The sequence below is a fragment of the Pseudomonas laurylsulfatiphila genome, assembly GCF_002934665.1.
GTDB lineage: Bacteria > Pseudomonadota > Gammaproteobacteria > Pseudomonadales > Pseudomonadaceae > Aquipseudomonas > Aquipseudomonas laurylsulfatiphila.
This window is the reverse complement of record NZ_NIRS01000002.1, coordinates 222,977-247,767: the sequence shown is the minus strand read 5'-3', so window position 1 is coordinate 247,767 and position 24,791 is coordinate 222,977. Positions and strand designations below refer to the sequence as shown.

21 protein-coding genes are annotated in these 24,791 nt (G+C 61.2%); 2 read left to right on the top strand and 19 right to left on the bottom strand.

Annotated elements, in window-relative coordinates; translation table 11 throughout:
* Positions 1-23 precede the first annotated feature (23 nt).
* The 3 genes from efeB to efeU are packed head-to-tail and all read right to left on the bottom strand — an operon-like array spanning position 24 to position 3,387.
* Positions 24-1,322: an iron uptake transporter deferrochelatase/peroxidase subunit gene (efeB, locus tag CD175_RS07030; protein WP_104448280.1), complete on the bottom strand. Its 1,299-nt coding sequence runs from the start codon at positions 1,320-1,322 to the stop codon at positions 24-26.
* A 17-nt stretch (positions 1,323-1,339) separates the two neighbouring features.
* Positions 1,340-2,539 carry an iron uptake system protein EfeO gene (efeO, locus tag CD175_RS07025; RefSeq protein WP_104448279.1) on the bottom strand — a complete coding sequence of 400 codons (1,200 nt, stop codon included), beginning with the start codon at positions 2,537-2,539 and terminating at the stop codon, positions 1,340-1,342.
* A gap of 8 nt (positions 2,540-2,547) precedes the next feature.
* Positions 2,548-3,387: an iron uptake transporter permease EfeU gene (gene efeU, locus CD175_RS07020; protein ID WP_104448278.1), complete on the bottom strand. Its 840-nt coding sequence runs from the start codon at positions 3,385-3,387 to the stop codon at positions 2,548-2,550.
* A gap of 358 nt (positions 3,388-3,745) precedes the next feature.
* Here efeU and CD175_RS07015 point away from each other — a divergent pair, with 358 nt between their 5' ends.
* Positions 3,746-4,762 carry an AraC family transcriptional regulator gene (locus CD175_RS07015; RefSeq protein WP_104448833.1) on the top strand — a complete coding sequence of 339 codons (1,017 nt, stop codon included), beginning with the start codon at positions 3,746-3,748 and terminating at the stop codon, positions 4,760-4,762.
* Positions 4,763-4,789: 27 nt separating this feature from the next.
* On the opposite strand, the gene CD175_RS07010 is transcribed toward CD175_RS07015, so the two are convergent.
* From CD175_RS07010 to arnB, 13 genes are all read right to left on the bottom strand, one after another.
* Positions 4,790-5,260: an LEA/WHy family protein gene (locus tag CD175_RS07010; protein ID WP_104448277.1), complete on the bottom strand. Its 471-nt coding sequence runs from the start codon at positions 5,258-5,260 to the stop codon at positions 4,790-4,792.
* Positions 5,261-5,326: 66 nt separating this feature from the next.
* Positions 5,327-6,790: a nucleobase:cation symporter-2 family protein gene (locus CD175_RS07005; protein WP_104448276.1), complete on the bottom strand. Its 1,464-nt coding sequence runs from the start codon at positions 6,788-6,790 to the stop codon at positions 5,327-5,329.
* 191 nt (positions 6,791-6,981) lie between these two features.
* Positions 6,982-7,689 carry an HPP family protein gene (locus CD175_RS07000; RefSeq protein ID WP_104448275.1) on the bottom strand — a complete coding sequence of 236 codons (708 nt, stop codon included), beginning with the start codon at positions 7,687-7,689 and terminating at the stop codon, positions 6,982-6,984.
* 325 nt (positions 7,690-8,014) lie between these two features.
* Positions 8,015-9,226 (bottom strand): MFS transporter, encoded by a 1,212-nt coding sequence (locus CD175_RS06995; protein ID WP_420849095.1) that lies wholly within the window; start codon positions 9,224-9,226, stop codon positions 8,015-8,017.
* Positions 9,227-9,272: 46 nt separating this feature from the next.
* Positions 9,273-10,865, bottom strand: coding sequence for an ArnT family glycosyltransferase (locus tag CD175_RS06990; RefSeq protein WP_420849094.1), 1,593 nt, complete (start codon positions 10,863-10,865; stop codon positions 9,273-9,275).
* 5 nt (positions 10,866-10,870) lie between these two features.
* A complete protein-coding gene (locus tag CD175_RS06985) occupies positions 10,871-12,250 on the bottom strand; it encodes a UDP-glucose dehydrogenase family protein (RefSeq protein WP_104448274.1) in 1,380 nt (459 codons plus the stop codon).
* Positions 12,247-12,648: a 4-amino-4-deoxy-L-arabinose-phosphoundecaprenol flippase subunit ArnF gene (gene arnF, locus CD175_RS06980; RefSeq protein WP_104448273.1), complete on the bottom strand. Its 402-nt coding sequence runs from the start codon at positions 12,646-12,648 to the stop codon at positions 12,247-12,249. The genes CD175_RS06985 and arnF overlap by 4 nt, the downstream gene beginning before the upstream one ends.
* Entirely contained in the window at positions 12,645-12,989 is a 345-nt protein-coding gene (gene arnE, locus CD175_RS06975) for a 4-amino-4-deoxy-L-arabinose-phosphoundecaprenol flippase subunit ArnE (RefSeq protein WP_104448272.1), read from the bottom strand. Before arnE ends, arnF begins: the two co-directional genes overlap by 4 nt.
* On the bottom strand, positions 12,986-14,635 hold the full coding sequence (gene arnT / locus CD175_RS06970; RefSeq protein WP_104448271.1) for a lipid IV(A) 4-amino-4-deoxy-L-arabinosyltransferase: 1,650 nt from the start codon (positions 14,633-14,635) through the stop codon (positions 12,986-12,988). Before arnT ends, arnE begins: the two co-directional genes overlap by 4 nt.
* Complete coding sequence (gene arnD / locus CD175_RS06965; RefSeq protein ID WP_104448270.1) at positions 14,632-15,516, bottom strand: 4-deoxy-4-formamido-L-arabinose-phosphoundecaprenol deformylase; 885 nt, start codon at positions 15,514-15,516, stop codon at positions 14,632-14,634. The genes arnT and arnD overlap by 4 nt, the downstream gene beginning before the upstream one ends.
* A complete protein-coding gene (arnA, locus tag CD175_RS06960; protein ID WP_104448269.1) occupies positions 15,516-17,507 on the bottom strand; it encodes a bifunctional UDP-4-amino-4-deoxy-L-arabinose formyltransferase/UDP-glucuronic acid oxidase ArnA in 1,992 nt (663 codons plus the stop codon). Before arnA ends, arnD begins: the two co-directional genes overlap by 1 nt.
* Positions 17,504-18,523, bottom strand: a complete 1,020-nt coding sequence (gene arnC / locus CD175_RS06955) for an undecaprenyl-phosphate 4-deoxy-4-formamido-L-arabinose transferase (protein WP_007974303.1) — start codon at positions 18,521-18,523, stop codon at positions 17,504-17,506. Before arnC ends, arnA begins: the two co-directional genes overlap by 4 nt.
* A complete protein-coding gene (arnB, locus tag CD175_RS06950) occupies positions 18,520-19,668 on the bottom strand; it encodes a UDP-4-amino-4-deoxy-L-arabinose aminotransferase (RefSeq protein ID WP_104448268.1) in 1,149 nt (382 codons plus the stop codon). The genes arnC and arnB overlap by 4 nt, the downstream gene beginning before the upstream one ends.
* 392 nt (positions 19,669-20,060) lie before the next feature.
* On the opposite strand from arnB, the gene CD175_RS06945 reads away from it, so the two are divergent.
* Positions 20,061-20,999, top strand: a complete 939-nt coding sequence (locus tag CD175_RS06945; RefSeq protein WP_104448267.1) for a site-specific integrase — start codon at positions 20,061-20,063, stop codon at positions 20,997-20,999.
* A 4-nt stretch (positions 21,000-21,003) separates the two neighbouring features.
* Here the strand turns inward: CD175_RS06945 and CD175_RS06940 are convergent, their stop codons facing one another.
* From CD175_RS06940 to CD175_RS06930, 3 genes are read right to left on the bottom strand one after another with little or no spacing between them, the layout of a single operon-like run.
* Positions 21,004-22,074, bottom strand: a complete 1,071-nt coding sequence (locus CD175_RS06940; RefSeq protein ID WP_104448266.1) for an ABC transporter ATP-binding protein — start codon at positions 22,072-22,074, stop codon at positions 21,004-21,006.
* The gene (locus CD175_RS06935; protein ID WP_104448830.1) at positions 22,071-23,669 is read right to left on the bottom strand and encodes an ABC transporter permease; all 1,599 of its coding nucleotides are present in this window, start codon (positions 23,667-23,669) and stop codon (positions 22,071-22,073) included. The genes CD175_RS06940 and CD175_RS06935 overlap by 4 nt, the downstream gene beginning before the upstream one ends.
* A gap of 3 nt (positions 23,670-23,672) precedes the next feature.
* Positions 23,673-24,686: an iron ABC transporter substrate-binding protein gene (locus tag CD175_RS06930; RefSeq protein WP_104448265.1), complete on the bottom strand. Its 1,014-nt coding sequence runs from the start codon at positions 24,684-24,686 to the stop codon at positions 23,673-23,675.
* Between the last annotated feature and the right edge of the window lie 105 nt (positions 24,687-24,791).

The window sequence follows — 24,791 nt, the reverse complement described above, 5'->3', positions numbered from 1 at the left end:
CGGTTCCGTGAGGGTTGTTGTGGTCAGGCAGTTGTTTTCGGGGACGTGGCATCGAGCAGCGAACGACCGATGAAATCCTGGTCGCTGGTGACACCGGGCAAGGTGAAGAAATAGCCGCCGCCGACCGGCTTGAGGTATTCCTCCAGTGGTTCGCCGTTGAGCCGCGTTTGCACGGTGATGAAGCCTTTTTCCAGGTCGGCCTGATAACAGATGAACAGTAGGCCCATGTCGAGCTGGCCGTTCTTGTTCACGCCGTTGGAGTAGTTGAACGGCCGGCGCAGGATCAGGTTGGCCCGGGACGCGGCAGTGCGCGGGTTGGCCAGGCGAATGTGCGCGTCGAGTCGGGTCAGCTTGCCTTGCGGGTCTTTGCCGTAGTCCGGCACTTCGGATTCGTGGGCTCCGCCCATGGGTGCACCGGTGCTCTTGACCCGGCCGAGAATGCTTTCCTGTTCCTGCAACGGCGTGCGGTCCCAGCGTTCGACGAAATTGCGGATGATCCGCACCGCCTGATAGCTGCCGTTGACGGCCCACGCCGGTTCATCGCTACCGGGCTGCACCCAGACGATGTGCTCCATGGCCTTGGCGTCGTTGGAATCAGGGTTGGCCGACCCGTCGCGGAAACCGAGGAAATTGCGCGCGCTCTGTGCCGGCACACCGGGTTTCGCCGGGGCCTGGGGCGGCACGCTGCCTTCCTGTTTCCAGCGCACCAGCAGCAGGTCCGGCAGGTTTTTCACGATGTCACGCAGGGCGTGGATGTTGGTGTCGGTGGTGTTGGCGCAGAACTGGATACTCAAGTCGCCATGGCAGTAATCGGCTTCCAGCGCGTCGTTGGGGAAGCCGACCATGCGCACCAGCCGCTTGGGCTTGGCGTCGGCCAGTCCGAAGCGCTCATCGAACAGCGATGCGCCCACCGACACCGTAACGGTCAGGTTGTCCGGGGTCACGACCGGCCCGAGGATGCCCGAGTCCACCGGCGGCAGCTTCGGGTCGACCTGGGTCACCGGGCCGCCCTGCATCAGGAACGCAATGCGCTGGTTCAGGGTGCGGAACAGCCGCTCAAGGTCTTCACGGTCGCTGGCCAACACATCGAAGGACACCAGCATGCCGGCCGCCGGGCGCGGGGTGACGATGCCGGTCTGGTGCTGGCCATGGAACGCGTGGCGTTCGAAGGTTTTGTCGCTGCTCGGCGCTTCGGTGACTTGCGCCGAGCTGGCGGCCATGGCCGGGCAACTGAGCGCTGAGCCGGCGAGGGCGACACCGGCGGCGCCCATGCCCATCAGGACGCGACGGCGCTGGAGGTTGAATTGCTCTGGATCGTTCATCGGTTAACGTCTTCTGCTTACAGGCCGGAAAGGCCAAGGGCGGGATCGATTCCATCGAGTGCGGCGGCCAGTGCCTTGGCCTTGTCGGCGACCTGCTTGCGCTGTTCGGCGTCGACGCTGTCGTAGCTGGCGTAACCGTTGCCGACCTGGAGTCCATTGAGTTCGGTGTCGAAAGCGTTGAGGGCCTCGTCGATGTCTGGCAGCAAGCCGGCCGCGGATTTGCTCAGCAACGGACGCAACAGGTCGACGACTTTGCGGGTGGCGTCGAGGTTGGCGGCGAAGCCGTTCAGGTCGCTATGGCTGTAGCGTTCTTCTTCGCCGCTGCCGGCGCGTACATCGGCCAGGCTGTTGAGGTTGCGCACCATGATGCTGACCAGTTGCTCCGGTGGCAGTGACTGGGCCAGCAGTTGTTGTTTGAGCCTGGTGACGTCTGTCAGCAGACGCTGGGCAATCGGCGCCAGACCTTCAAGGTTGCGTTGTTGGAACAGCGCGTACTCGAGGCGGTGAAAACCGGTGAAGTCCGGGTCCTGCTCGCGCTTTTCGAAATAGTCGGCGCGGGCATTGATGGCGTTGTCCAGTTCCGCCAGGCGTTGCGCGGCAGGCGCCACCTGCTGATACGCGATGCGCGCCGGCACATACAGGGCTTGCGCCTGGCTCAGGTCTCCGGACTCGATGGCTTGCTGCAGGGCGGTGACCGCCTTGATCAGTGCGTTGCTCTGGCTGTTCAGGTACACGCGGAACTCCGACAGCGGCCCGACGAACGCCAGCATCGACGGCCTGGCGTTGGCGGCAGCGTCGGAGGCAGCCGTTGGCGTGACATGCAAGGTCCCGCGCGGGTTACTCAACAGGCCGCAAGTGATGCTGTAGTCACCGGGTGACAGGTTGGCGTTGATGACCTGGCTCAAGCCGGGGGCGATGTTTTCCCGTTCTTCGATCACCAGCACGCCGTCGAGGATTTCCCATTCCACGGCGCGGTCGGAGCGGTTGACGATGCGAAAGCTCGCACGCCCGGCCGCAACGGTCAGGGCATTGGGTTCGCAACTGTGCGGGTCAATGGTCACCAGCACTTCATCGTGATTGGCCTGGCGCTTGGCCGCCGCCCTTTGCGCGGCGTAGTAGAACAGGCCACCGGCGGCGATCATCAGGATCACCGAGCCGGCCACCGCCCAGCGCAAGGCGCGGGGCGGGGATGCCTGGGGTGTGGCTTGATTTGGCATGGGAGCCCTTACTGGCTGGAAGCGGAAGAGGGTTGCCTGGCGGGTGCGCCGGCCGGGGAAAAGAACATCACCAGCGCCACCAGCAGATAGATCAGATACGCACCCAGGGTGCTGACGGTCGGAGCGTCCTGGTACCCGAACATGCCGGCCAGCACCGAGCCCATTGGGCCGTCCATCGGCAGCGTTGCGCTGAAGTCGAACAGCACGGTTTGCAGGTGGTTCCAGAGCCCGGCTTCATGCAGCGCCTGCACCGAGTTGGAGAGGATGCCGGCCGCTACCACGAGGATGAACAGACCGGTCCAGCGGAAAAACGCCGCCAGGTTCAGGCGCATGCTGCCGCTGTAGATCAGGAAGCCGATGACGATGGCCAGGACCAGGCCGAGCAGGGCGCCAATCGGTGCCGCCGGGCCCTGGCTTTGCTGGAATACCGCGAGCAGGAAGAACACCGTTTCCAGGCCTTCGCGGGCCACGGCGAAAAACACCATGGCGATCAGCGCAATCACCTGGTGCCCGGAGCCGGTCAAAGCGTGGTCGAGGGACTGGTGCAGCGAATGCTTGATCGAGCGCGCCACCTTGCGCATCCAGAACACCATGGAACTGAGAATGCCGACGGCGACCAGTCCAACGATGCCTTCAAACAGCTCCTGTTGTTTTTGCGGAAACTCGGCACTGACCAGTTCCAGGCCACCGCCCACCAGCAGGGCGAGCGTGACGGCAAGAAACACCCCGATCCACATCGCCAGCAGCCATTGGCCGCGACCGGTCTGTTTGAGGTAACTGGCGATGATGCCAACGATCAACGCAGCCTCGACACCCTCGCGCAGCATGATCAGAAAAGGAACCAGCATTGAGCGGCGTCTCGAACTTAGTTAGGGAGCTAAGTTGTAACATAATGACATTCATTCCTATATGGTATTGATTGACAATTACCTGAACCTAAGCTGAACGATCCTGAAGATCAGTGCCGCCTCCTGTGGGAGAAGATCAAAAGATCGCAGCCTGCGGCAGCTCCTACGGGGTTTTTGTTCGTCCACCATATTGGCGGTGTACCCGGTCAATGTAGGAGCTGCCGCAGGCTGCGATCTTTTGATCTTCTTGCCCCCTCGTGAGGCCGAACGTCCATCGCGAGCAAGGGGGATCTGCGTTCAATGGGCGGTTTCAGCTAATATGCCCCCACTCGAACAAGAACAGGGCTTGCCGCAATCCATGTCGGAAAAAGACACCATCTCCATCCAACTGGTGCGTGAAGCACTGTTGCAAAGCTGCGCACCAGGCATCGACAAGGACGAGGTGTTGATCAAGGTCGGCATCGACCCGCGGCTGTTGGATAACGCCGACGCCCGGGTTCCAGCCACCGCTTATGCGCGCCTGTGGCGGCTGCTGGCACGGCGTGGGGATGACGAGTTTTTTGGCATGGACCCACGCAAACTCAAATCCGGCAGCTTCGCATTCCTGTGTCGCAGCGCCATGCTCCAACCCAACGTGGCGGCGGGACTGGCTGGCGGCCTGGCGTTTCTGTCGCTGATCCTCGAACACCTGCCGGCGCAGTTGGTGCGTCAGCAAAGCCTGGCGGAAATCGTCTTGCTCGAAGACGACAGGGAGCCACGCCGGGCCTTCACCTATTTCACCTACTGGATGATCGTCCACGGCGTTGCCTGCTGGCTGGCAGGGCGGCGGATTCCGATTCTGGCCATTGAACTGCGCTGTTCGAAACCGGATTTCTGTGATGACTATCAGGTGATGTTTTCCGAGAACCTGCGTTTCGACCGGCCGCGTACGCGGATGATTTTCTCCGCCGATTGCCTGGATCTGCCGATCAAGCGCAGCCCCGAAGAGCTCAAGCGATTCCTGGCCCTCGCGCCGGCGAACATCCTGGTGAAATACCGTGATCCGCAGAGCCTGGCCAGCCGTATCAAACACGATCTGCGTCACCTGCCGGCCGAGCACTGGCCGGAAACCGAGGCCTTGGCGCAACGCCTGTGCATGTCGGCATCGACCTTGCGCCGCCGGCTGGCCGAAGAAGGGCAAACCTATCAAGGTCTAAAGGACAGCGTGCGCAAGGAGCTGGCGATCGTCTGGCTGGCCGAGCCGGCGATCAGCTTCAGCGAAATCGCCACGCGGCTCGGGTTCGCTGACACCAGTTCGTTCTACAAGGCCTTTCGCAAGTGGTCGGGGTCAAATCCGGGGCATTACCGCAGCCTGATTCTCAATGACGTCGAGTAGATTCAGCGCCAGCCTGACCCTCTATCGCTAGCGGCTGCCAGTGGTCGATCCCGGCAGATTGAGTGTACCGCTGTCGACGAAACGCATCGTGTTGAACAGCCCGCCCGACAGCTTGCCGCGCAGGATGTAAGGCATGTTGTTGAGGGTTTTCATCTGGCTGATGCCATAGGTCTGGCGGATGAACGAAAATGCCGAAACGCTGACCGGCACGCTCACGACGGTGTCGGAAAAACGCCCGATCTCGCCCCTCTCATCGGTGACGCCCGAGGCGAATGGCTGGCCGTTGATGTCCAGATCCAGGGCGACGCCGCTGTAGGTGAGGTTGTAGTCATTGGGGTTCTGCACGCGGATTGTCACGGCAAAGCGTACTTCCATGCCCTCGCCCTGCAGGGGCTCGATACCCACGACGTTGATTTTCAGCGGGTCTCGATTGGGCAGCGAGGAACAGGCGCTCAGGCAGAGCAGGAGGGAAATCAGGACCGCGTGAACGCTGCGCATGGACGTGCTCTCATCTGAAAAGGGCTGTACCGCCACCGGCTCAGCCCCTGAGCCCGTCCGGCGGTTTTACGGTGCGACCACCGCAGCCTTTGCGGGTTCATCCCTGGTGGTCACATCGGGGTTCTGCATCACCTGAAGCACGGAGGCCTCCGGATCGAATTCGTCCTCTTCCAGCTCGATGAACTCCTCAGGCAGGAAGATATTAAGAACGATAGCGCACAGCGCGCCGACGGTGATGGGCGATTCGAAAATGTTGTGCAGGGCCTTGGGCAGTTCACGCAAGACTTCCGGCACGGCGGCCACCCCCAGGCCCATGCCGATGGAAATCGCTACGATCAGCATGTTGCGCCGATGCAGGCCGGCCTCGGCGAGAATCTTGATCCCGGCCACGGCGACGGTGCCGAACATCACCAGCTCCGCGCCGCCCAGCACTGGTTTGGGCATCAGTTGCAGTACCGCGCCGATCATCGGGAACAGGCCCAGCACCACCAGCAAACCGGCAATGAAAAACGCCACGTAACGACTGGCCACGCCCGTGAGCTGGATCACCCCGTTGTTCTGGGCGAAGGTCACCATTGGCATGCTGTTGAACACCGCCGCCATGGCCGAGTTGAGGCCATCGGCGAGCAGGCCGGACTTGATCCGGCGTATGTACACCGGGCCTTTGACCGGTTGCCGGGAAATCATCGAGTTGGCCGTGAGGTCACCGGCCGCCTCCAATGGCGAAACGAGGAAGATCACCGCCACCGGAATGAACGCCACCCAATCGAAGGAAAAACCGTACTTGAAAGGCACCGGTACGCTCATCAGCGGAACTTCCGGCAGACCGTTGAAATCCACCTGGCCCGTGAGCCAGGCCACCCCGTAACCGAGGGTCAGGCCGATGACAATCGCCCCCAGGCGCAGAAACGGCACGTCTACCCGGTTCAACACCACGATGGTTCCCAGCACCAGCGCCGCCAGGGCCAGGTGACTGGCAGCCCCCAGGTACTGGGCGCCAAACCCGCCGGCGATGTCGGTCATGGCCACCTTGATCAGCGACAACCCCATCAGCGTGATGATCGTCCCGGTCACCACCGGGGTGATCAGCATGCGCAGTTTGCCGATGAACTGGCTCAACACCACTTCAATGAACGCGGCAAAAAAACACACGCCGAAGATGGTCGAGAGAATCTCGTCGGTGCCGCCGCCCCGGGCCTTGACCATGAAGCCGGCACTGAGAATCACACTGATGAACGAGAAACTGGTGCCTTGCAGGCACAACAGGCCCGAACCCACCGGGCCAAAGCGCCGCGCCTGGACGAAGGTGCCCAGGCCTGAGACGAACAGCGCCATGCTGATCAGATAGGGAATTTCGCTTTGCAGGCCCAGGGCGCTGCCCATGATCAGCGTCGGGGTGATGATGCCGACGAAACTCGCCAGCACGTGTTGCAGGGCGGCGAAGACGGTGGCGGTCAGGTGCGGGCGGTCATCGAGGCCGTAGATCAGGTCATTGTTACGTGGCGCGGGGGCTTTTTCGGAGGCGGTCATGGTGGTTTGCGTGCCAGAAGGCGGGCCGGGTCGGAAAATGGAGGCGCAGGATGCCAGAACCGCCCGGCCACGGCAAAAGATCCTCCAGAACAGTAATGCTGTTTACTTAAGAGATAGAGCGAACAATAAGCTCCCTCGCCACGGATACAGTGTTCATCCTTAAGTGAACCGCATTGCACCAGAACAGGGGCTTACGGACGCGGGGCGAACACCTCGGCGACGCTGCGGCGTTTGGCGTGCAATTGGCTGGCCTGGATCAGTTGTTCGAGGTCCTCGGGCGTGACGTCATAGAAGGCTTCCATGTCAGCCAGCGCCAGTTTCAGGTCTTCGGCGGTGATGGCCTGACTGTCGACTGGCGGGTGATCGGCCGGGATCATGACGGCCGGTTCGCTGCTGCCCTTGGGGTAACGAACGCGGGTCAGATTGTTGTAGGCAAGCGCGCAGAGCAGCATCGTCGCTGCGCTGAGCATGACCGGCTCTATGGCTTTCCAGTCCATGGCAATGGTCACCGGATCCGCCAGCACCAGGGTCAGGGCCAATGCCCCGGCCGGTGGATGCATGCAGCGCAACCAACACATCAGCAACACCGCCATGCCCGCCGCCAGACAGGCGCTCCCCAGGGTTCGCCCCAACACATGGGCCACCAGCAGCGCAATCACTGCAGCACACAAGTAGCCACCCAGAATCGACCAGGGCTGTGCGAGCGCTCCCGAAGACACGGCAAACAACAGCACCGCCGAGGCCCCCAGCGGGCCGATCAGGTGCTGGGCCACCTCAATGCCAAACACCTGGCTACAGAGCCAGACGCTGAGCAGCGTGCCCAAGGCCATGCCGATGGCGGCGCGGCTCCATTCGGTGGGGCGGGTGTTGATGGCGACGGGCAACCAGCGGGCAAGCATTGCGAGAAAACTCCGGCAAAAAAAATCGAGGTAAAAAAGTTTTTTTTCACGCAATCGCGGGAACTGTAGGAGCCAGCTTGCTGGCGATGGACTCCAGTGCGCTGCGTTTATTCAGTTCACACGCGTTATCGTTAACGACCATCGCTGGCAAGCCAGCTCCTACAAGGGATCGTGTGACCTCCCGCCAGTGAAGAACCTAAAAAAAGGGCTTAGCTGGGAAACCCAGAAAGCCCTTGAAGGTGTTCCAACTGTTGGGGGAGGAACAGGCACAGTGTGCCGTTCAATCCAGCTACTGACAAATTCATATTAATGATCTTTCAGTGCATTAATTTTGCTTTAAATGGCCCCTTCGGCCACTCAGGTAGCAGAGCAGGCCGCCCAGTGCTGCGAGCGCACTCAAGGCATAAAACATCGTCGGTGCCGGGGTGTGCATCAGCATGAAGCCGCAAATCACCGGGCTCACCGCGCCGCCAAGCGCAGCAAGGTTTTGTGCGCCGTAGTAACTGCCCCGCAGTTCTTCCGGAGCCAGGGTGTCGACAAAGAGAAACTCGGCCGGGTAAATGATGATTTCACCCAGGGTGAAGATGAACATTGCCACGCACCAGCTCACCAGACTGTTCGCCAGGCTGAAACCGATCAGGCCGAGGATGAACAGGCCGGTGCCAGCCACAATCCACTGGCGCAATTGCTCACGTTTGAGAAAACGCCCGACCTGGTATTGCAACAGGATCACGCTGATGGCGTTGCAGGCGAGCAGGGCGGCCATGATTTCCATGGTGTGCCGGGGATTACTGGTCACCAGCAGGTACTGCGACAGGTAAAACGTAAATCGCCCGTGCACCACGGTGCTGAGCAGGCAACCGGCGGTGAACATGATCAGGGTGCGGTCGTTTTTCAGGGTGATCAGGGTTTTCAGAAAACTCTGCGCCTGACCGGCAAGAGGTACCTTGGCCGGATCCGCGGGAATGCCGGTCATCAGGAAAATACTGAAAAAAGCGATGGCCGCCGCGATCAGGAATGGCGCACTCGCAAAGGCACCGGCAATCAGCACGCCAAGCATCGGCCCGACAGCGTAGCCAATGTTGGTGAGCGTATAGCTCAAGGAAAACGCCTTGGCCCGCTGGCCCACGGGCAAGTTGTCGCTGAGAATGGCTTTCGAACCGATCAGGAACAGCGCCGAGGCGGTTTCGGTGACGATCAGGGTGATCGTGGTCAGGTAGAGGTTTTCGGCAAAGGTCAGTAACAGCAGGCCGACCGCGCTGGACGCCATCGACAGCACAAGCAGTCGGCGTTTTTCGAAGCGATCGATGATGTAGCCGCCGTAGAGGGAGAGCAGGGTGGCGACGAACACCGCAATGCCGAGCAACAAGCCGACGTCCTGCTGGTTCAGGCCAAGCTTGTCGCTGACGAACAACGTGAGTAACGGGCTGGTGATGGCGCGGCTGACGACGATGGTCAGTGAGCAGATCAGCAGGCGGCGGATGAGGGGGGAGTAACGGGTCACGACGTGAATGTCCTTATTCGATCGGGCCGGCATCAGCCCAAGGTCAGCGCTACTCTAGCAGTCGGACACCCGGTCGTTGCTACGGGATTGACTTGAGGTGCAGCAGCACGAAATCATTCTTGTCGAAACGCCCGCTCAACACGGGTGGCAAGGCACCGATAGCCGTGCCTTGCAGTGTCCTGTAAACCTTCAGGTCCATCATTAGCCACGCCGGACCCTCGAGGGCATCAAGTTCCTGGGGGGAATCGGTGAACTCCGGTTGCAGGCCTTGATTGATGTTGACCATGAACTTGATGGCTTTGGCATCCTTGCCCATCGCGTGCATCACCAGGGGGGCCGGGTCTTTTTGCACGAGTTCGAACGCTTCGTGGCTGAAGGTCCGGGTGTCGTAAAGCTGTCGCTGGATGGGCTCGAACTGCAGGATGTATAACGACCACAGTGCCAGGACCGCGCAAAGAGCGAGAGTCTGTGCACGCCAGCGGGGTTGCTTGAACGCTGCCACGGCGACCGTTTGCAGCACGCCGAGAATGATGAACAACGAAGCGAGGTGAGCCACGTCTTCGGGGAATCTTCGCTGTACCACCAGCAAGGTCACGATCAGCAGCCCCGGGATCAGCAGCCATAAGCCCTGCATCAATACGCGCAGCCAACTGAACAGCCGACCTTGCACCGCGTAGAACGGGTAAGCCGCAATGATCGCCGCCATGGGCAGCATCGGCAGCAGGTAACGGGCCTTTTTCGCCTGTGGGACGGAAAGGCCGACCATCACGATCAACCCGGCGGCTGCGCAGTACAGCGTCAGGCGCAATGCCGGGCCTGACTGTTGTCGACCAGAAGCTGCGACCGCCACCAGCGCCAGCACTGCCAAGGGCCAGGCCAGTGCGTAATTGCCTATCGAGCTGGTGAAGTAATACAACACTTCGTTGGAGCCTTCACTGCCGTCCATGCGTCCCATGAACTGCATGCGAATCACGTCCTGCAAGAAGGCCGGGCCGCCGCTGACGTCGGCCAGCCACAGCAACAGACCGACACACATCGCCAACAGCACCGATGCCAGCAATCCGAAGACAAACAGCCGCCGCCATTGGCGGTTGACCAGAAAATAGCTGCAGAGCATTCCCGCAGGAATCACCAGGCCGATGGGGCCGCGAATCCAGAAGCCCAGCATCAGCAAGGCAAAGATCAGGCCCCGGCGGCGCGGTGCCGCGAAGTGATCGGCGGCATAACCCAGGTAGAACACGCTGAACGCGACGGCCGCCAGCATCAGGTCGAGGGAAACGGCGCGGGTTTCGGTGATGAAGGTGTTGGTCAGCAGCATCAGGGCGATGCTCAGCAGCGCCCAACGCGTGGAGTAGGGCGCCAGCAATCGGTACATCAAGGTGACGATGACCGCTGCGGCGATGGCGCTCGGCAGCCACGCGGTCAGGCTGGTGACCTGGCCGAGCGGCAGTGAAAGCAGCCAGATGAATACCGTTGAAAGGCCCGAATAGTCTGCGTAGGGCTGGCCGTAGGTCGTCGGAAAAAATGACGGTCCGTTGCGCAGCATTTCCTGGGCGAACAGCACGAAGCGCGAATCGAAGCCGATGGCCGGCTGCTGATACATCCCTGCGCAGAACAATATCAGCGCCAACAGACCCAGCGCGAGGGACTGTTGGCGCAAGTGGGGGAGCATGACGTTTAAGCGACCACTGATTCGGTCAGCCATTGCTGGTAAGGCATCGGCAACTTGCGCGACTCACCCCGACCGATCGGGAAGTAGGTAAAACCGATGCGCGCCAGTCGGTCCGCGTCGTACAGGTTGCGGCCATCGAAGATCACCGGCGCGTTCAGGCGTTGGCGGATAAACTCGAAGTCCGGCGCCTTGAACTGTTGCCATTCGGTGCAGATGATCAGCGCATCGGCGCCGGACAAGACTGACTCAGGCGTCCCCATGAGCATCAGTTTCGACTCATCCGGGTACAGCTTCTGGGTTTCCTGCATGGCTTCCGGATCGAACGCGCGGACATTCGCCCCGGCGGCCCACAACGATTCGAGCAACACCCGGCTCGGTGCATCGCGCATGTCGTCGGTATTGGGTTTGAAGGCCAGGCCCCAGACCGCAAAGGTCTTGCCACGCAAGTCGCCCTTGTAGAACGCGTTGATGCGCTCGAACAGCTTGTGCTTTTGCCGCTCGTTGATGGCTTCCACCGCTTGCAGCAGGTCGCTGGAGCAATGGGCCTCTTCGGCGCTGTGGATCAGGGCGCGCATGTCCTTGGGGAAGCACGAGCCACCGTAGCCGCAACCGGGGTAGATGAAGTGGTAGCCGATACGCGAGTCGGCGCCGATGCCCAGGCGTACCGATTCGATGTCGGCACCCAGGTGTTCGGCCAGTTCGGCGATCTGGTTGATGAAGCTGATCTTGGTCGCCAGCATGCAGTTGGCGGCGTATTTGGTCAGTTCGGCGCTGCGCAGGTCCATGAACATGATGCGTTCGTGGTTGCGGTTGAATGGCGAGTACAGGTCACGCATCACGTCACGCACTTCATCGCGCTCACAGCCGATGACGATACGGTCCGGGCGCCGGCAGTCGGCCACGGCCGAACCTTCTTTCAAGAACTCCGGGTTGGAGACGATATCGAACTGCAATACCCGCCCGGCGCTGAGCAGGCATTTGTCGATGTGTGCACGCAAGGCGTCGCCGGTGCCGACCGGGACGGTGGATTTCTCCACCAGGATCGCCGGTTGCTCGCGATGACGCGCCACGGCTTCGCCCACCGACATCACGTAGCGCAAGTCCGCCGAGCCGTCGTCCCGGGAGGGAGTACCGACTGCGATGAACAGCACCTCGCCGTGCTGGACGGCGAATTTTTCGTCGCAGGTGAACTGCAACCGCTTGGCGTCAAGGCCTTCGCGTACCAGGCTGGCCAGGCCGGGTTCGAAAATGCTCACGTGGCCCTGTTGGAGCAGTTCGACTTTCTTCTCGTCAACGTCCATGCAGACCACGTCGTGGCCGACTTCCGCCAATACCGCTGCCTGCACCAGGCCAACATAACCGCTACCAAACACACTGATTTTCATGGGGCACTCCTTAATTCGGGCGCACGAGCAGGTCGGGAATTGATGGTAATGACGCCGAGGATGACCAATGCCACGCCAAGGCTTTTTGTAAGGCTGAACGCTTCGCTGAACAGCGGCAGACTGGCGGCCAGCAGGTACACCAGCGCGTAGCTGATGCTCAGCAACGAGTAGGCGCGGCCCAGGGGCAGGTCCCGCAGGGCCGCGAGCCAGCACAGCATCGACAAGGCGTAGGCGAGGATGGCCACGAGCACCACGGCAACGGCTGTCAGGTCGATGTGCGCGCTGAGCCACTGTTCTGGCGATGGCAGGTGGCTCATGCTCCAGCGCATGCCCAGTTGGGCGGCACTGACCAGCAACACGCTGCCCAGTGCGAAGGTGATGCCGCGCCTGCGGTTCATGCGTGTTGCCCCAACAGAGCCACGCCACCGATCACCAATGCCACACCGACCCAGTGGCGGCGGTCGATGGTTTCGTGGAACACGAAACGCGCAACAAGGGTGATCAGCACGAAGTTCAGGCTCAGCATCGGATAGGCAACCCCGACTTCCAGGCGTTGCAGCACCAGCAGCCATACCAGCAGGCCCAGGCCCAGCGCAGCCAGAGCCAGCCAAAGCCAGGGCGAGCGCAGTTTGTCCATCCACCCGGAAGGTTCGCCGCGCCAGCTTTCCACCGCATATTTCTGGGCGATCTGGCCCAGGCAGGTCAGCAGGCAGGCCACCAGTAGCAATAGCAGGCTCATGGTGCCGCCTGCGGGATAATCAAAATCACCAGGTTGCCTTGTTCATAGCGCTTGCCCTCTTTGGGCAACTGTTCGAGTTCATGCAGCTCTTCCTCACCCTTGACCCGCATGACCACACCGACCGAGCCTTGCTGGCGGGCATCGTGCATCCACTGTTGCACCTGGTCCGGGTCGACGCGCTGCTCAAGCGAATCAGGATAGGCAAGGCCATATTTCAATTCGCCTATCGTGTTGAAAAAAGCCACGTGCGGCCGTTTCATTCGCCAGGACAAGGCCGAAGCAGCGCCCAGGTCGTTGCTCAGCAATCTGGCGCTCTGGCCGAGTTCCTGGGCGTGATCGAGGATGAACTGGTCAGGCGTTTTGTTGGCGACTACGGAATTGGGCAGGCCGGCAGGCAACAGGCCGGCGAACAGCAGGCTTCCAAAGGCCGGGGCGGCCCAGCACTGCAATGGGCGGAAGGCTTGCAGCAGGTTGGCCATGATCCAGCCGATCAAGCCGATGAACACCAGCACCAGGTTGTGCAGTTCATGATCGTAGATCGGCTTTTTCAGTTGCACGTAAACCAGGGCCAGCAGGGTGACCACGCCCACCACCAGGTTCAGCAGGCCGTTGATGCCCAGCAGGCGGCCTTGTTCGAGCTTCAATCGGTCAGCCAGCGCATGGCCGAGCAACAAGGCCAGGGGTAACAGGCACGGCAGGATGTAGGCCGGCAGTTTGCCTTTGCTCAGGCTGAAGAAGATCAATGGCATCCATAGCCACAGCAGCAGGAACCCGATATCGGACTGGCGTCGGGTTTGCCAGGCTTGCTTGAGTGCGGGCGGCAGCAAGGCAACCCACGGCATGCTGAAAGCCACCAGCAACGGCAGGTAGTACCACCAGGGTGCGTTATGCTGGGCGTCGTCCCCGGCAAAACGGCGGATGTGTTCGTGCCAGAAGAAAAACCGCCAGTAGTCGGGCTCCTGGGCGTGCACGGCGAGCGCCCACGGCAGGCTGACGGCGATGGCGACCACGACCGCCACCGGGCCGTAGACCAGTAGTTCACGCCAGCGCTTTTGCCAGATCACCCAGGGCAGGGCGACCAACACGGGCAGCAACCAGGCCAGGAAGCCCTTGGTCAGGAAACCCATGCCACAGGCCAGACCCAGCACCGCCCACGCCACCAGCCGTTGACGGCGGCCGACGCTGTCCAGCGCAAACCACAAGGCGACCAGGCTGAGGTTGACCCAGAAGGTGAATTGCGGATCGAGGTTGGCGTACCCGGCCTGCCCGGCGATGACCGTAAAGCTCATGTAGAGCAAGGCACAGGCGAAACTCTTGCGCGGTTCGTTCCACAGGCGGCGGGCGATCAGGTAGCACAGCAGCACGCTCAAGCCGGTGCTCAGGGCCGAGGCGAAGCGCACCCCGAAAAGGTTCTGGCCGAACAGCGCCTGCCCGATGGCAATCATCCAGTAGCCGGCCGCCGGTTTTTCGAAATAGCGTACGTCCATGAAATGCGGCGATACCCAGTTGCCGCTCAGGAGCATGCCCTGGCTGATCTGGGCGTAGCGGGTTTCGTCGGGAATCCACAAGCCATGACTGCCCAGTGGCAGCAGGTACGCCAGCGCCACCATGGCCAGCAACAACGGCAAAGCCCAGCGTTTGCTCATTCTCCTTGCACTCCCAGCCAGCCTTCGCGACCTTCGAGCGCACCGCGTACCACGCGGCCGACCGGCAGACTGTCAGGGGCCTGGGGCAACAAGTCGCCCAGGGGTTGAAAACGGATGTCCCGCTGACGCGCATCGCTCAGCAGTTGACGGAAATCGTTGGCCATCAGAATCCCTTCTACCTCGGCATGGATCGTGTAGACGTTGAGTTTTTCCGGAGTGAACCGGTCCAGGATGAACCTGTTGAAGTCCTTGGCGGCGACGCTCGGTCCGACCACCTCGTCGAAGGTCGGCAGGTCCACCGGAATTTGCGGTGCGCCCAGGCAACCATTGGCCAGTCGCGGCTGGAACAGGCTCTGGCCACGGCAATCGCTGTTGTAGCGAAAGCCGAACCCTTGCTTGGCCTCGATCACACGCTCATCGGCACGCCAGCCGGCGGAGGCCGAGCAGGTGATCTTTTCCCCGAGAATGTCGTTGAGGGTGTCCACGCCACGGCGTATCTGGTCGACCAGTTGTGCATCACTCCAGCGCCCGGCATTGGCTTGCCAGCCGTGGTGGTCCCAGGCGTGCAGGCCGACTTCATGCCCGGCATCCCGAGCCTGCCGCATCAAGTGCCCCAGGTCGCGGCCGATCGGTTTTCCAGGCCATGCGGTGCCCGCCAGCAGAATGTCCCAGCCATACAGGCCGGCTGCATTGGAACGGAGCATTTTCCAGAGAAACTGTGGACGGATGAGACGCCACAAGTGGCGCCCCATGTTGTCCGGCCCGACACTGAAGAAGAACGTCGCCTTGACCTGGGCTTCATCAAGGATTTCCAGCAACCGGGGCACCCCTTCACGGGTGCCTCGGTAGGTGTCGACATCGATCCGCAGTCCCGCCTGCATCAGCGCTTGTCCGCGATTTCGAGCATGGCCTCACGCAGGAAGAAGTCCAGCGTGTTGCCGATGGTTTCGCTCATCTCAACGGTTGGCGTCCAGTCCAGCAGGCGCTTGGCGTTGGCGATGCTTGGCTTGCGGTGCGATACGTCCTGGTAACCGGTGCCGTAGAACGCCTTGCTCTCGATATCGCGGAACCCGGCGAACGGAGGGAAGTTGTGGCGCAGCGGATGAGCTTCGAACTGGCGCAGCAACTCTTCGCCCAACTGACGGATGCTGGCTTCGTTTTCCGGGTTGCCGATGTTGATGATCTGGCCGTTGCAGACGTCGTTGTCGTTGTCGATGATCCGTGCCAGGGCTTCAACGCCGTCGGCGATGTCGGTGAAGCAGCGTTTTTGCTCGCCACCGTCAAACAAGCGAATCGGCGTACCTTCCACCAGGTTCAGGATCAACTGGGTAATCGCCCGGGAGCTGCCGATACGGGCCGAATCCAGACGGTCCAGGCGCGGCCCCATCCAGTTGAACGGACGGAACAGGGTGAAGTTCAGGCCTTTCTGGCCGTAGGCCCAGATCACCCGGTCCAGCAGTTGCTTGGAGACCGAGTAGATCCAGCGCTGCTTGTTGATCGGGCCGACCACCAGGTTGGAGCTGTCTTCGTCGAAGTTAGGGTCCTGGCACATGCCATAGACTTCCGAGGTCGACGGGAAGATCACGCGTTTGTTGTACTTGACGCAGTAGCGAACCAGTTTCAGGTTCTCTTCGAAGTCCAGTTCGAATACGCGCAACGGGTTGCGGGTGTATTCGATTGGCGTGGCGATGGCCACCAGCGGCAGTACCACGTCGCACTTCTTGATGTGGTATTCGATCCACTCGGAGTGGATGCTGATGTCGCCTTCGACGAAGTGGAAGTTCGGGTGGCTGCGCAGGCGCTCGATGGCATCCGAACCGATGTCCAGGCCGTAGACTTCGTAGCGGTCGTCACGCAGCAGGCGCTCGGACAAGTGGTTGCCGATGAAGCCGTTGACGCCGAGGATCAATACGCGGGTGCGACGCGGGGCACGACCGGATTCGGCACCGCGCAGCACGGAACCGTCCACCAGGCCCAGTTCGTTGGCCAGTTGCGGACCGCTCAGGTACAGGCCGTTGTCGTTGCGCTGGCCGGCGTTGATGATCAACGAGTCTTCACCGCAGGCGATGCGCAGCGGATCGACGCTGATCACGCGGCCCGGCGTCAGGCCTTCGTTGCCCTTGGCGACTTCGGCGCTCCAGACAATCAGCTTGTGCTCGCCTACCGCGCAGAAGGCGCCCGGGTAAGGCTGGGTCACGGCGCGGACCAGGTTGAACAGTTCCTCGGCCGGCTTGGCCCAGACCAGTTTGCCGTCAGCCGGCGTGCGACGGCCAAACACCGTAGCCTTGGATTCGTCCTGTGGTGTTTCGCTGACTTTGCCTTGCAGCAGCGCCGGCAAGGTATCGCGCAGCAGATCAGCGGCCGCCGTACGCAGTTTTCCGTGCAGGCTCAGCGCTGTGTCGCTGCGCTCGATCGCGACTTTTTGCTGGGCAACGATAGCGCCGGCATCGGCACGCTTGACCATGCGGTGCAGGGTCACGCCGGTTTCGGTTTCGCCGTTCACCAGCACCCAGTTGGCCGGTGCGCGACCACGGTAGCGCGGCAGCAGCGAACCGTGCAGGTTGAACGCGCCCTTGCGCGCCGTGGCCAGCAGCGGCTCGCTCAGCAGGTTGCGGTAGTAGAAGGAGAAAATGTAGTCGGGATCGAGCTTGGCGATACGTTCGATCCACAACGGATGGTTGGCGTCCTCCGGTGCATGCACGGCAATACCGTGGCGGGCGCACAGTTGCGCGACGGAACCGTAGAAGGCGTTCTCCTTCGGATCGTCGGCGTGGGTGAACACCGCAGCGATCTCGAAACCGGAGGAGAGTAGGGATTCGATGCCGGCACAGCCAATATCGTGATAGGCGAAGACAACAGCTTTTGCACTCATGAAGGAACCTGATCTGAAGAAGTGGAAGTAAGGCCGTCGACGGTGACAACGGAAGCGGGGGAGGCGGGCTGGCTGCGCAGCACCTTTTCAATGAAGAAGCGCGGGCGTGCGCGCACATCGCTGTACATGCGGCCCAGGTATTCACCCAGCAGGCCCATGCCGATGAATTGCCCACCGGTGAAGACGAACAGCACGGCGAACAGGACGAAGGTACCGCCACCGGCCCAACCGGCGCCGAACACCAGGCGCAGCAGGACCAGGGCGATGGCGAACAGCATGCCCAGGGCCGCCATGCCGACGCCGACGATGCTCAGCAGTCGCAGGGGCGTGGTGGTCATGCAGGTGACCAGGTCGAACATCAGGTTGATCAGGCGCATCGGGCTGTACTTGGAATCGCCGTGTTCACGCTCGGCGTGGGTCACGAGGATTTCCGTGGTGTGGCGGGCAAAACTGTTGGCCAGGATCGGAATGAAGGTGCTGCGTTCACGGCAGGCGAGCATGGCGTCGACGATGGTGCGTCGGTAGGCGCGTAGCATGCAGCCGTAGTCGCTCATGGCCACGCCGGTGGAGCGTTGCACGGCGAGGTTGATCAGCTTCGATGGCCAGCGGCGCAACGCCGAGTCCTGGCGGTTGTTGCGCACCGTCGCGACGACGTCATAACCCAGTTCGGCCTGTTCGATCAGCCGCGGAATTTCTTCGGGCGGGTTTTGCAGGTCGGCATCGAGGGTGATGACGACATCGCCCTTGCACTGTTCGAAACCGGCCATGATCGCCGCGTGCTGGCCGTAGTTGCGGTTAAGGATGACGGCCACCACCGGGCTGCCTTCGCGGGACGCGGCGTCTTCCAGGATCTGTGCGGAGTCGTCGCGGCTGCCGTCGTCGACCAGTACGATTTCGTAGGCATGGTGCAACTGCTGGCAGGCTGCTTCGGTGCGACGAAGCAACTCCGGCAGGCTGTCCTGTTCGTTGTAGACCGGAATGACGATCGACACGAAGTTGATTGGGTAAGGTCTCAAAGGCTTCTATCCATGCAGTTTTCAATGGCGCCGACGACGCGCTGGACATCATCGGTGGTCATGTCGGGGAACAACGGGATCGAACACAGCCGAGCCGAATTCCATTCGGTGTTGGGCAGGTACAGGTTGGGGTAACGCTGGCGGTAGTAGGTGTGCAGGTGGGTTGCAATGAAGTGAATGCCGGTGCCGACATTCTGTTCTTGAAGGGCTTTCATGAACGCTTCGCGATCCAGCCCGCACTGCTCGGCATCAATGCGCAGGATGAACAGGTGCCAGGCGTGTTGTTGCGAATAAGCGGGGACGGCCAACGGTTGTACCGGCAAACCTTCCAGGCGCTGCAAGTAGGCCTGGGCCAGTTGAGTGCGCTTGGCGTTGATCTCGTCCAGGCGTTCCAGTTGCACCAGGGCAATGGCCGCGTTGATATCGGCCAGGTTGTATTTGAAGCCGGGCTCGACCACCTGGGCCTGGGGCTTGCGGCCGTGGGTCAGGCGGTCGTAGGCATCAACCCCCAGCCCATGAAACTTGAGCATGCGCACCCGGGACGCCAGGGCTTCATTGTCGCTGACGAACATGGCGCCCTCGGCGCAGGTCATGTTCTTGATCGCGTGGAACGAGAAAATGGCCGTGCCTTTGGCGCCGACGTGACGACCTTTGTAAAACGTGCCTGCGGCGTGGGCGGCGTCTTCGATCACGGCAATGCCGTGTTTGTCGGCCAGGGCGTAAAGCGGATCGAGATCGAATGCCGCACCGGCGTAATGCACCGGGATGATGGCTTTGGTGCGCGGCGTGATCGCGGCTTCAATCATGGCCACGTCGGTCATGAGCGTGTCGCGGTCGACGTCGACGAACACCGGTGTGGCACCCAGCAGGGTGATCATGTTGGCGGTGGACACCCAGGTCTGCGACGGCGTTATGACTTCATCGCCGGGACCGATGCCCAATGCCAGCAGGGTGATGTGCATGCCGCCCGTGGCCGAGGAAAGTGCCACGGCGTGTCGGCAACCGACGTAGTTGGCAAAGTGTTCTTCCAGTGCCTGGTTCTTCGGCCCGGTAGTGATCCACCCGGAACGCAATACTTGCTCGACGGCGGCGATTTCTTCGTCACCGATACTGGGACGGGAAAAAGGGAGAAACGCCTGACTCATGGGCACCTCTGGGGCTGAAAACGTAAATAGCCTTTGAGGCTAAAAGGGATCCAAAAATCAGCATAGACGCTAAAACAGAATTTGCATCAAATCAACTAGTTACCGGTTGGCGGTAAAAAACTGCATCGGTTGACTTTTTTCGCCGTGGGCGGCAGGTTGGACGTCCATTCGGGTTGCGCCGACTTTATAGGAGGTTATGCCCGATTTTGTGAAAGGAACATGAAAAAACGGTTGGGGAATCATTTTATCTGAAGGCCATTAAGCCGCTGTTCAGACTTCTTCCGTTTATCGCGAATGTTAGGAAAAGTCCTACATCTGTAGCGTCTTTTAGATCATCGTTATTTCTCTTCTTAGTTGCTTCATTGAACTGTTTACATTCAAGGCCGTTTCGTTTGATTGACTTACCTGGTACTGATCCACGCACATCTCTCACCAATCCGCTGACCCTGTATCTGGCGCGACTGGCACCCTCCAGCCAGCTGACCATGCGCTATGTGCTGCAGGACGCCGCCGACCGCCTGGGCTTCGAAGACTGCGATATCGAGGAGATACCCTGGCACAACCTGCAGCCCGAAGACGTGATCGCACTCGTGGCCACATTGCGTTCAGACGGCTATGCGCCGAACACCTCTTCACTGTATGTCAACGCGGTGCGCGGGGTAATGAACGAAGCGTGGCGCATGAGCCTGATCTCTCAGGAGCACCTGTTGAAGATGCGCTCGGTGAAGGGCATCGCCGGTTCACGGCTGTCCCAGGGGCGCAACCTCAGGCGTACGCTGATCCAGGAGCTGATGGCCGTCTGCGCCGCCGATCCGCGGCCACAAGGCTTGCGGGATGCCGCGATCATCGGGATTTTGTACGGCTCGGGAATGCGCAAGTCCGAATCGGTGAACCTGGAGCTGAATCAGGTCGACTTCACCCAGCGCAGCCTGCAGGTGACCGCCAAGGGCAACAAGCAGTTGATCAAGTACGCGCCGGCCTGGGCCTTTGCCAAACTGCAAGCCTGGCTTGAACTGCGCCGTTCGTTGCTCAAGGAAGGCGAGTCGGACGATCCGTTTCTGTTCAACCGCATCCGCCGTGGCAGCCACATCACCCGTGAGCGCATCACCAAACATGCGATCTACTACATCGCCCGGCAGCGGGGAGCGCAGGTCGGGGTGAAGATCATGCCCCACGACTTCCGGCGTTCATTCATTACCCGGGTGATCGAAGAGCATGACTTGTCGATTGCGCAGAAACTGGCACACCACAGCAACATCCAGACCACGGCCAACTACGATGTGCGCGACGATAACGAGCGGCGTCGGGCAGTGGATCGTTTCGACCTGTAAACGATTACAGCTCGCTCAACACGTGGGCGTGGCCAATGGTCGAGACCTGAACCGCGCTGCCGGCGGGTGGTGCATACATGCCGGAACTGCGCACCAGCAGTGAGCGGCCCGGTTGCTCGCCGCTGGTCAATGACTGGAGCTCGACCGTCAGCGTGCAAGTGTTGCCGCTGAAATCCCGATCGGTGACCACGGCCCGGCAACCACCGGCTTCCGGGTCGCTGGGGAGGATACTGGTCAATTGCAGTTGTTCGGGGCGCAGCATGATCTGCGCCGAGTTGTTGTTGCGGTGGTTGTTGACCGGGATCCGCCCCAGGTCGCAATGAGCCCAACCGGCCTCGATGCGTGCCGGCATCACCACCGCATCCCCCAGGAACAGGGCGGTCTGTTCGTCTTCGGGATAGCGGTAAAGGTCCAGCGGATGCCCTGACTGTACCAGTCGACCCTGGCGCATCACCGCCAACTGGTCTGCGAACGACAGTGCCTCACTCTGGTCATGGGTGACCAGAATGGTGGTGACGCCCGCGTCTTCCAGCAGCCGCGCGACCATCTTGCGCATCGCGGCGCGCAATCCGGTATCGAGCGCCGAGAACGGCTCGTCCAGCAGCATCAGCCGTGGCTGTTGTGCCAATGCCCGGGCCAGGGCCACGCGCTGTTGCTGGCCACCGGACAATTCGTGAGGCCAGCGCTCGGCCATCTTCGCGTCCAGCGCCACGCTGTCCATCAGTTCGGCGACGCGCTGTTGTTTTTCAGAACCCTTGGTCGACAAGCCGAAGCCGATGTTCGCCGCCACGGTCATGTGCGGAAACAGGGCGCCGTCCTGTGGCACGTAGCCGATCAGGCGTTGATGGGCCGGCACTTCGTGGGTGTCGTCGACCAGGGTCTGGCCATTGAGCGAAAGACGTCCGGAATCGGGGAATTCGAAGCCGGCAATCATTCGCAGCAAAGTGGTTTTGCCGGAGCCGGACGGGCCGACGATGACCGTGCGGCTGCCGCTTGGCACCGACAGGCTGACATTGTCCAGCGCGCAATGGGTGCCATAGGATTTGTAGAGGGCATTGAGTTCAAGAGTGTTCATCGGCCAGCCGTTTTTTTCGATTGGTGATAAAGAAGTCCGGTCAGCGGCAGCGACAGCACAACCATCAATAGGGCGTAGGGCGCCGCGGCAGCGTAATCGATTTCGCTGGTCATGGCCCAGAACCCGGTCGCCAGGGTGCGCGTGCCGTTCGGGGCCAGCAGCAGGGTAGCGGTCAATTCGTTGGTGATCGCCAGGAACACCAGCGCCGCACCGGCAGCTGCCCCCGGCGCGGCCAGGCGCAAGGTGATCAGCCACAGTGCCTGGGCCGGCGAACGGCCAAGGCTGCGGGCAATGTTCTCCAGTTCCACCGGGGCCTGGGCAATGCCGGCGCGCAGGCTGACCAGGGCGCGTGGCAAAAACATCAGCAGGTACGCCAGCAATACGGTGAAGGTGGTCTGGTAAATCGGCCGGGCAAAATGGATCGTGACCGTTACCAGGGCCAACGCCACGATAATTCCGGGCAAGGAACTGGTGATGTAGTTGCAGCTTTCCAGCACGCGTTGCATTCGGCCGGGGTAACGGATCGACAGCCAGGCAATCGGGATCGCCGCTAACGTTGTCAGCGCTGCACCGGCGACGCCGAGCAGCAGGGTTTGCTCCAAAGCAGGCAACAACTCGCTCGTGTCCCAGACCTCCACGCCGCCGGCGATCAGCCATTTGCCCAGGGTGATCAAGGGCACGCCCAGGGCCAGGGCGCAGGTCACGATTTGCAGCATCAACGAGAGCAGGGTGGATGCCGGTTTCAGGCACACGACCCGTTGCTCCCGGGCGCTCCCCGAGCCGACGCGAGCATATCGTGCCGAACCCCGGGCGGCGGATTCGGCCGTCAACATCGCCAGGCAACACAGCGCCAGCACACTGGCCAGCATGTGCGCCGCTGCGCCGTTGAAGGTCGATTTGAACTGGTCGAAGATCGCGGTGGTAAAGGTGTCGAAGCGGATCATGGCGTACAGGCCATATTCGGCCAGCAGGTGCAGGCCGACCAGCAACGCGCCGCCGCAGATCGCCAGGCGCAATTGCGGCAACACCACACGGAAAAACACTTTCCAGGGTTTGAGCCCCATGGACTCGGCGACGTCTTCGATGGCCGGGTCGAGCCGGCGCAACGTGGCCGCCACCGGCAAATACAGGAACGGGAAGTAGGCGATGACCGAGACCAGGACGCCGGCAAACAAGCCGTGAATCGGTGGCACCAGGCTGACCCAGGCGTAGCTGTGAACGAACGCAGGCACCGCCAGCGGTGCGGTGGCCAGCAACGACCACCAGCGCCGCCCCGGCAGATTCGTGCGTTCGGTCAGCCATGCCAGCGTCACGCCCAGTGCCACGCACAATGGAATCGTCAGCAGCACCAGCAACACGGTGTTGACCAGCAGTTCACCGACCCGAGGGCGGAACACCAGGGTCACGACGGTTGACCAGCCTGTCTGCAGGGACACGCCAATAACGTAAGCGATCGGCAGCAGTGCCAGTAACGAAACCAGCACCGACAAACCGATCACCCATACACCGCCACGCCCGGCGAATAGTCCGCGGGAGCGTCGACGCAATTGTGCGGGAGTCGCCTCGGCGACTTCCGCAGGCAGGGTTTCAGGCATCAATTAGAGCAGTCCGGCCTGTGTCATCAGCTCTACGGCTTTTTTGCTGTCGAGTTTTGAAGCATCGACAGTCGGCGCATCGAGTTGATTCAGAGGCACAAGTTTAGGGTTGGATTCAGCGCCTTTGCCGACAGCGTATTCAAACGACTTGCCGTTCTTCAGCACCGCCTGGCCGTCCTTGCCGGTAATGTATTTGAGGAACGCCTGGGCTTGTTCCTTGTGTTGGCTGGAAGCCAGGACGCCACCGCCGGAGATGCTGACAAAAGCGCCCGGGTCCTTGTGCTTGAAATAGTGCAGGGCGGTGTTCTTGCTGTTTTCGCCGGTCTTGGACTGATCCACCAGGCTGTAATAGTGGTAGATCACACCGCTTTCGATCTGCCCGGCATTCACCGCCTTGAGCACCGCGCTATTGCCACGGTAGCTGGTGTAGTTGGTTTTCATCGCTTTGAGCCATTCCAGCGTGGCGGCTTCGCCCTTTTGTTGCAGGATGGCGGCAACGATGGCCTGGAAGTCAGCACCGCCTGGCGACGCGGCCCAGCGACCTTTCCAGCTTGGGTCGGCCAGGTCCATGATCGATTTCGGCAGGTTGGTTTCCGAGAGTTTGCTCGGGTTGTAGACAAACACCGTGGAACGCGCGGCGATCCCGACCCATTTGCCGTGGGCCGGACGGTAGGCCGGGTCAACCTGCTCCAGCGTGGTTTTATCGACAGGCGCGAACAGCCCGGCGTTGTCGACCAGCACCATGGCCGGGGAGTTTTCGGTCAGGAATACGTCCGCCGGAGAGGACGAACCTTCCTGCACGATCTGATTGCCCATTTCGGTGTCATCGCCGTTGCGCAAAGTGACAGGGATACCGGTCTCCTGGGTAAAACCCTCGACCCAGGCCTTGGTCAGGCCTTCATGTTGCGCGTTGTACACCACGAGGCCGACGGAGTCAGCGGCATAGGCCTGGCCAGCGCTCAGCAACGCGGTGGCCAGCAGGGCTTTTTTCAAGAACGAAGGGATTTTGGGAATCATTCTGCGGGCTGCTCCTGGTGCATTTTTTGAAAGTCATGCGCATTGAAACGCCAGTTAACCAATGCGAATCATTTGCATGTCTTTTGAGTTGCGGGAAATGTAGAG

What these genes read in the sequence shown, in the direction of transcription:
- efeB (WP_104448280.1), bottom strand. Translation starts at nt 1,322, where the DNA reads ATGAACGATCCAGAGCAATTCAACCTCCAGCGCCGTCGCGTCCTGATG.
- efeO (WP_104448279.1), bottom strand. Translation starts at nt 2,539, where the DNA reads ATGCCAAATCAAGCCACACCCCAGGCATCCCCGCCCCGCGCCTTGCGC.
- efeU (WP_104448278.1), bottom strand. Translation starts at nt 3,387, where the DNA reads ATGCTGGTTCCTTTTCTGATCATGCTGCGCGAGGGTGTCGAGGCTGCG.
- CD175_RS07015 (WP_104448833.1), top strand. Translation starts at nt 3,746, where the DNA reads ATGTCGGAAAAAGACACCATCTCCATCCAACTGGTGCGTGAAGCACTG.
- CD175_RS07010 (WP_104448277.1), bottom strand. Translation starts at nt 5,260, where the DNA reads ATGCGCAGCGTTCACGCGGTCCTGATTTCCCTCCTGCTCTGCCTGAGC.
- CD175_RS07005 (WP_104448276.1), bottom strand. Translation starts at nt 6,790, where the DNA reads ATGACCGCCTCCGAAAAAGCCCCCGCGCCACGTAACAATGACCTGATC.
- CD175_RS07000 (WP_104448275.1), bottom strand. Translation starts at nt 7,689, where the DNA reads ATGCTTGCCCGCTGGTTGCCCGTCGCCATCAACACCCGCCCCACCGAA.
- CD175_RS06995 (WP_420849095.1), bottom strand. Translation starts at nt 9,226, where the DNA reads ATGCCGGCCCGATCGAATAAGGACATTCACGTCGTGACCCGTTACTCC.
- CD175_RS06990 (WP_420849094.1), bottom strand. Translation starts at nt 10,865, where the DNA reads ATGCTCCCCCACTTGCGCCAACAGTCCCTCGCGCTGGGTCTGTTGGCG.
- CD175_RS06985 (WP_104448274.1), bottom strand. Translation starts at nt 12,250, where the DNA reads ATGAAAATCAGTGTGTTTGGTAGCGGTTATGTTGGCCTGGTGCAGGCA.
- arnF (WP_104448273.1), bottom strand. Translation starts at nt 12,648, where the DNA reads ATGAACCGCAGGCGCGGCATCACCTTCGCACTGGGCAGCGTGTTGCTG.
- arnE (WP_104448272.1), bottom strand. Translation starts at nt 12,989, where the DNA reads ATGAGCCTGCTATTGCTACTGGTGGCCTGCCTGCTGACCTGCCTGGGC.
- arnT (WP_104448271.1), bottom strand. Translation starts at nt 14,635, where the DNA reads ATGAGCAAACGCTGGGCTTTGCCGTTGTTGCTGGCCATGGTGGCGCTG.
- arnD (WP_104448270.1), bottom strand. Translation starts at nt 15,516, where the DNA reads ATGCAGGCGGGACTGCGGATCGATGTCGACACCTACCGAGGCACCCGT.
- arnA (WP_104448269.1), bottom strand. Translation starts at nt 17,507, where the DNA reads ATGAGTGCAAAAGCTGTTGTCTTCGCCTATCACGATATTGGCTGTGCC.
- arnB (WP_104448268.1), bottom strand. Translation starts at nt 19,668, where the DNA reads ATGAGTCAGGCGTTTCTCCCTTTTTCCCGTCCCAGTATCGGTGACGAA.
- CD175_RS06940 (WP_104448266.1), bottom strand. Translation starts at nt 22,074, where the DNA reads ATGAACACTCTTGAACTCAATGCCCTCTACAAATCCTATGGCACCCAT.
- CD175_RS06935 (WP_104448830.1), bottom strand. Translation starts at nt 23,669, where the DNA reads ATGCCTGAAACCCTGCCTGCGGAAGTCGCCGAGGCGACTCCCGCACAA.
- CD175_RS06930 (WP_104448265.1), bottom strand. Translation starts at nt 24,686, where the DNA reads ATGATTCCCAAAATCCCTTCGTTCTTGAAAAAAGCCCTGCTGGCCACC.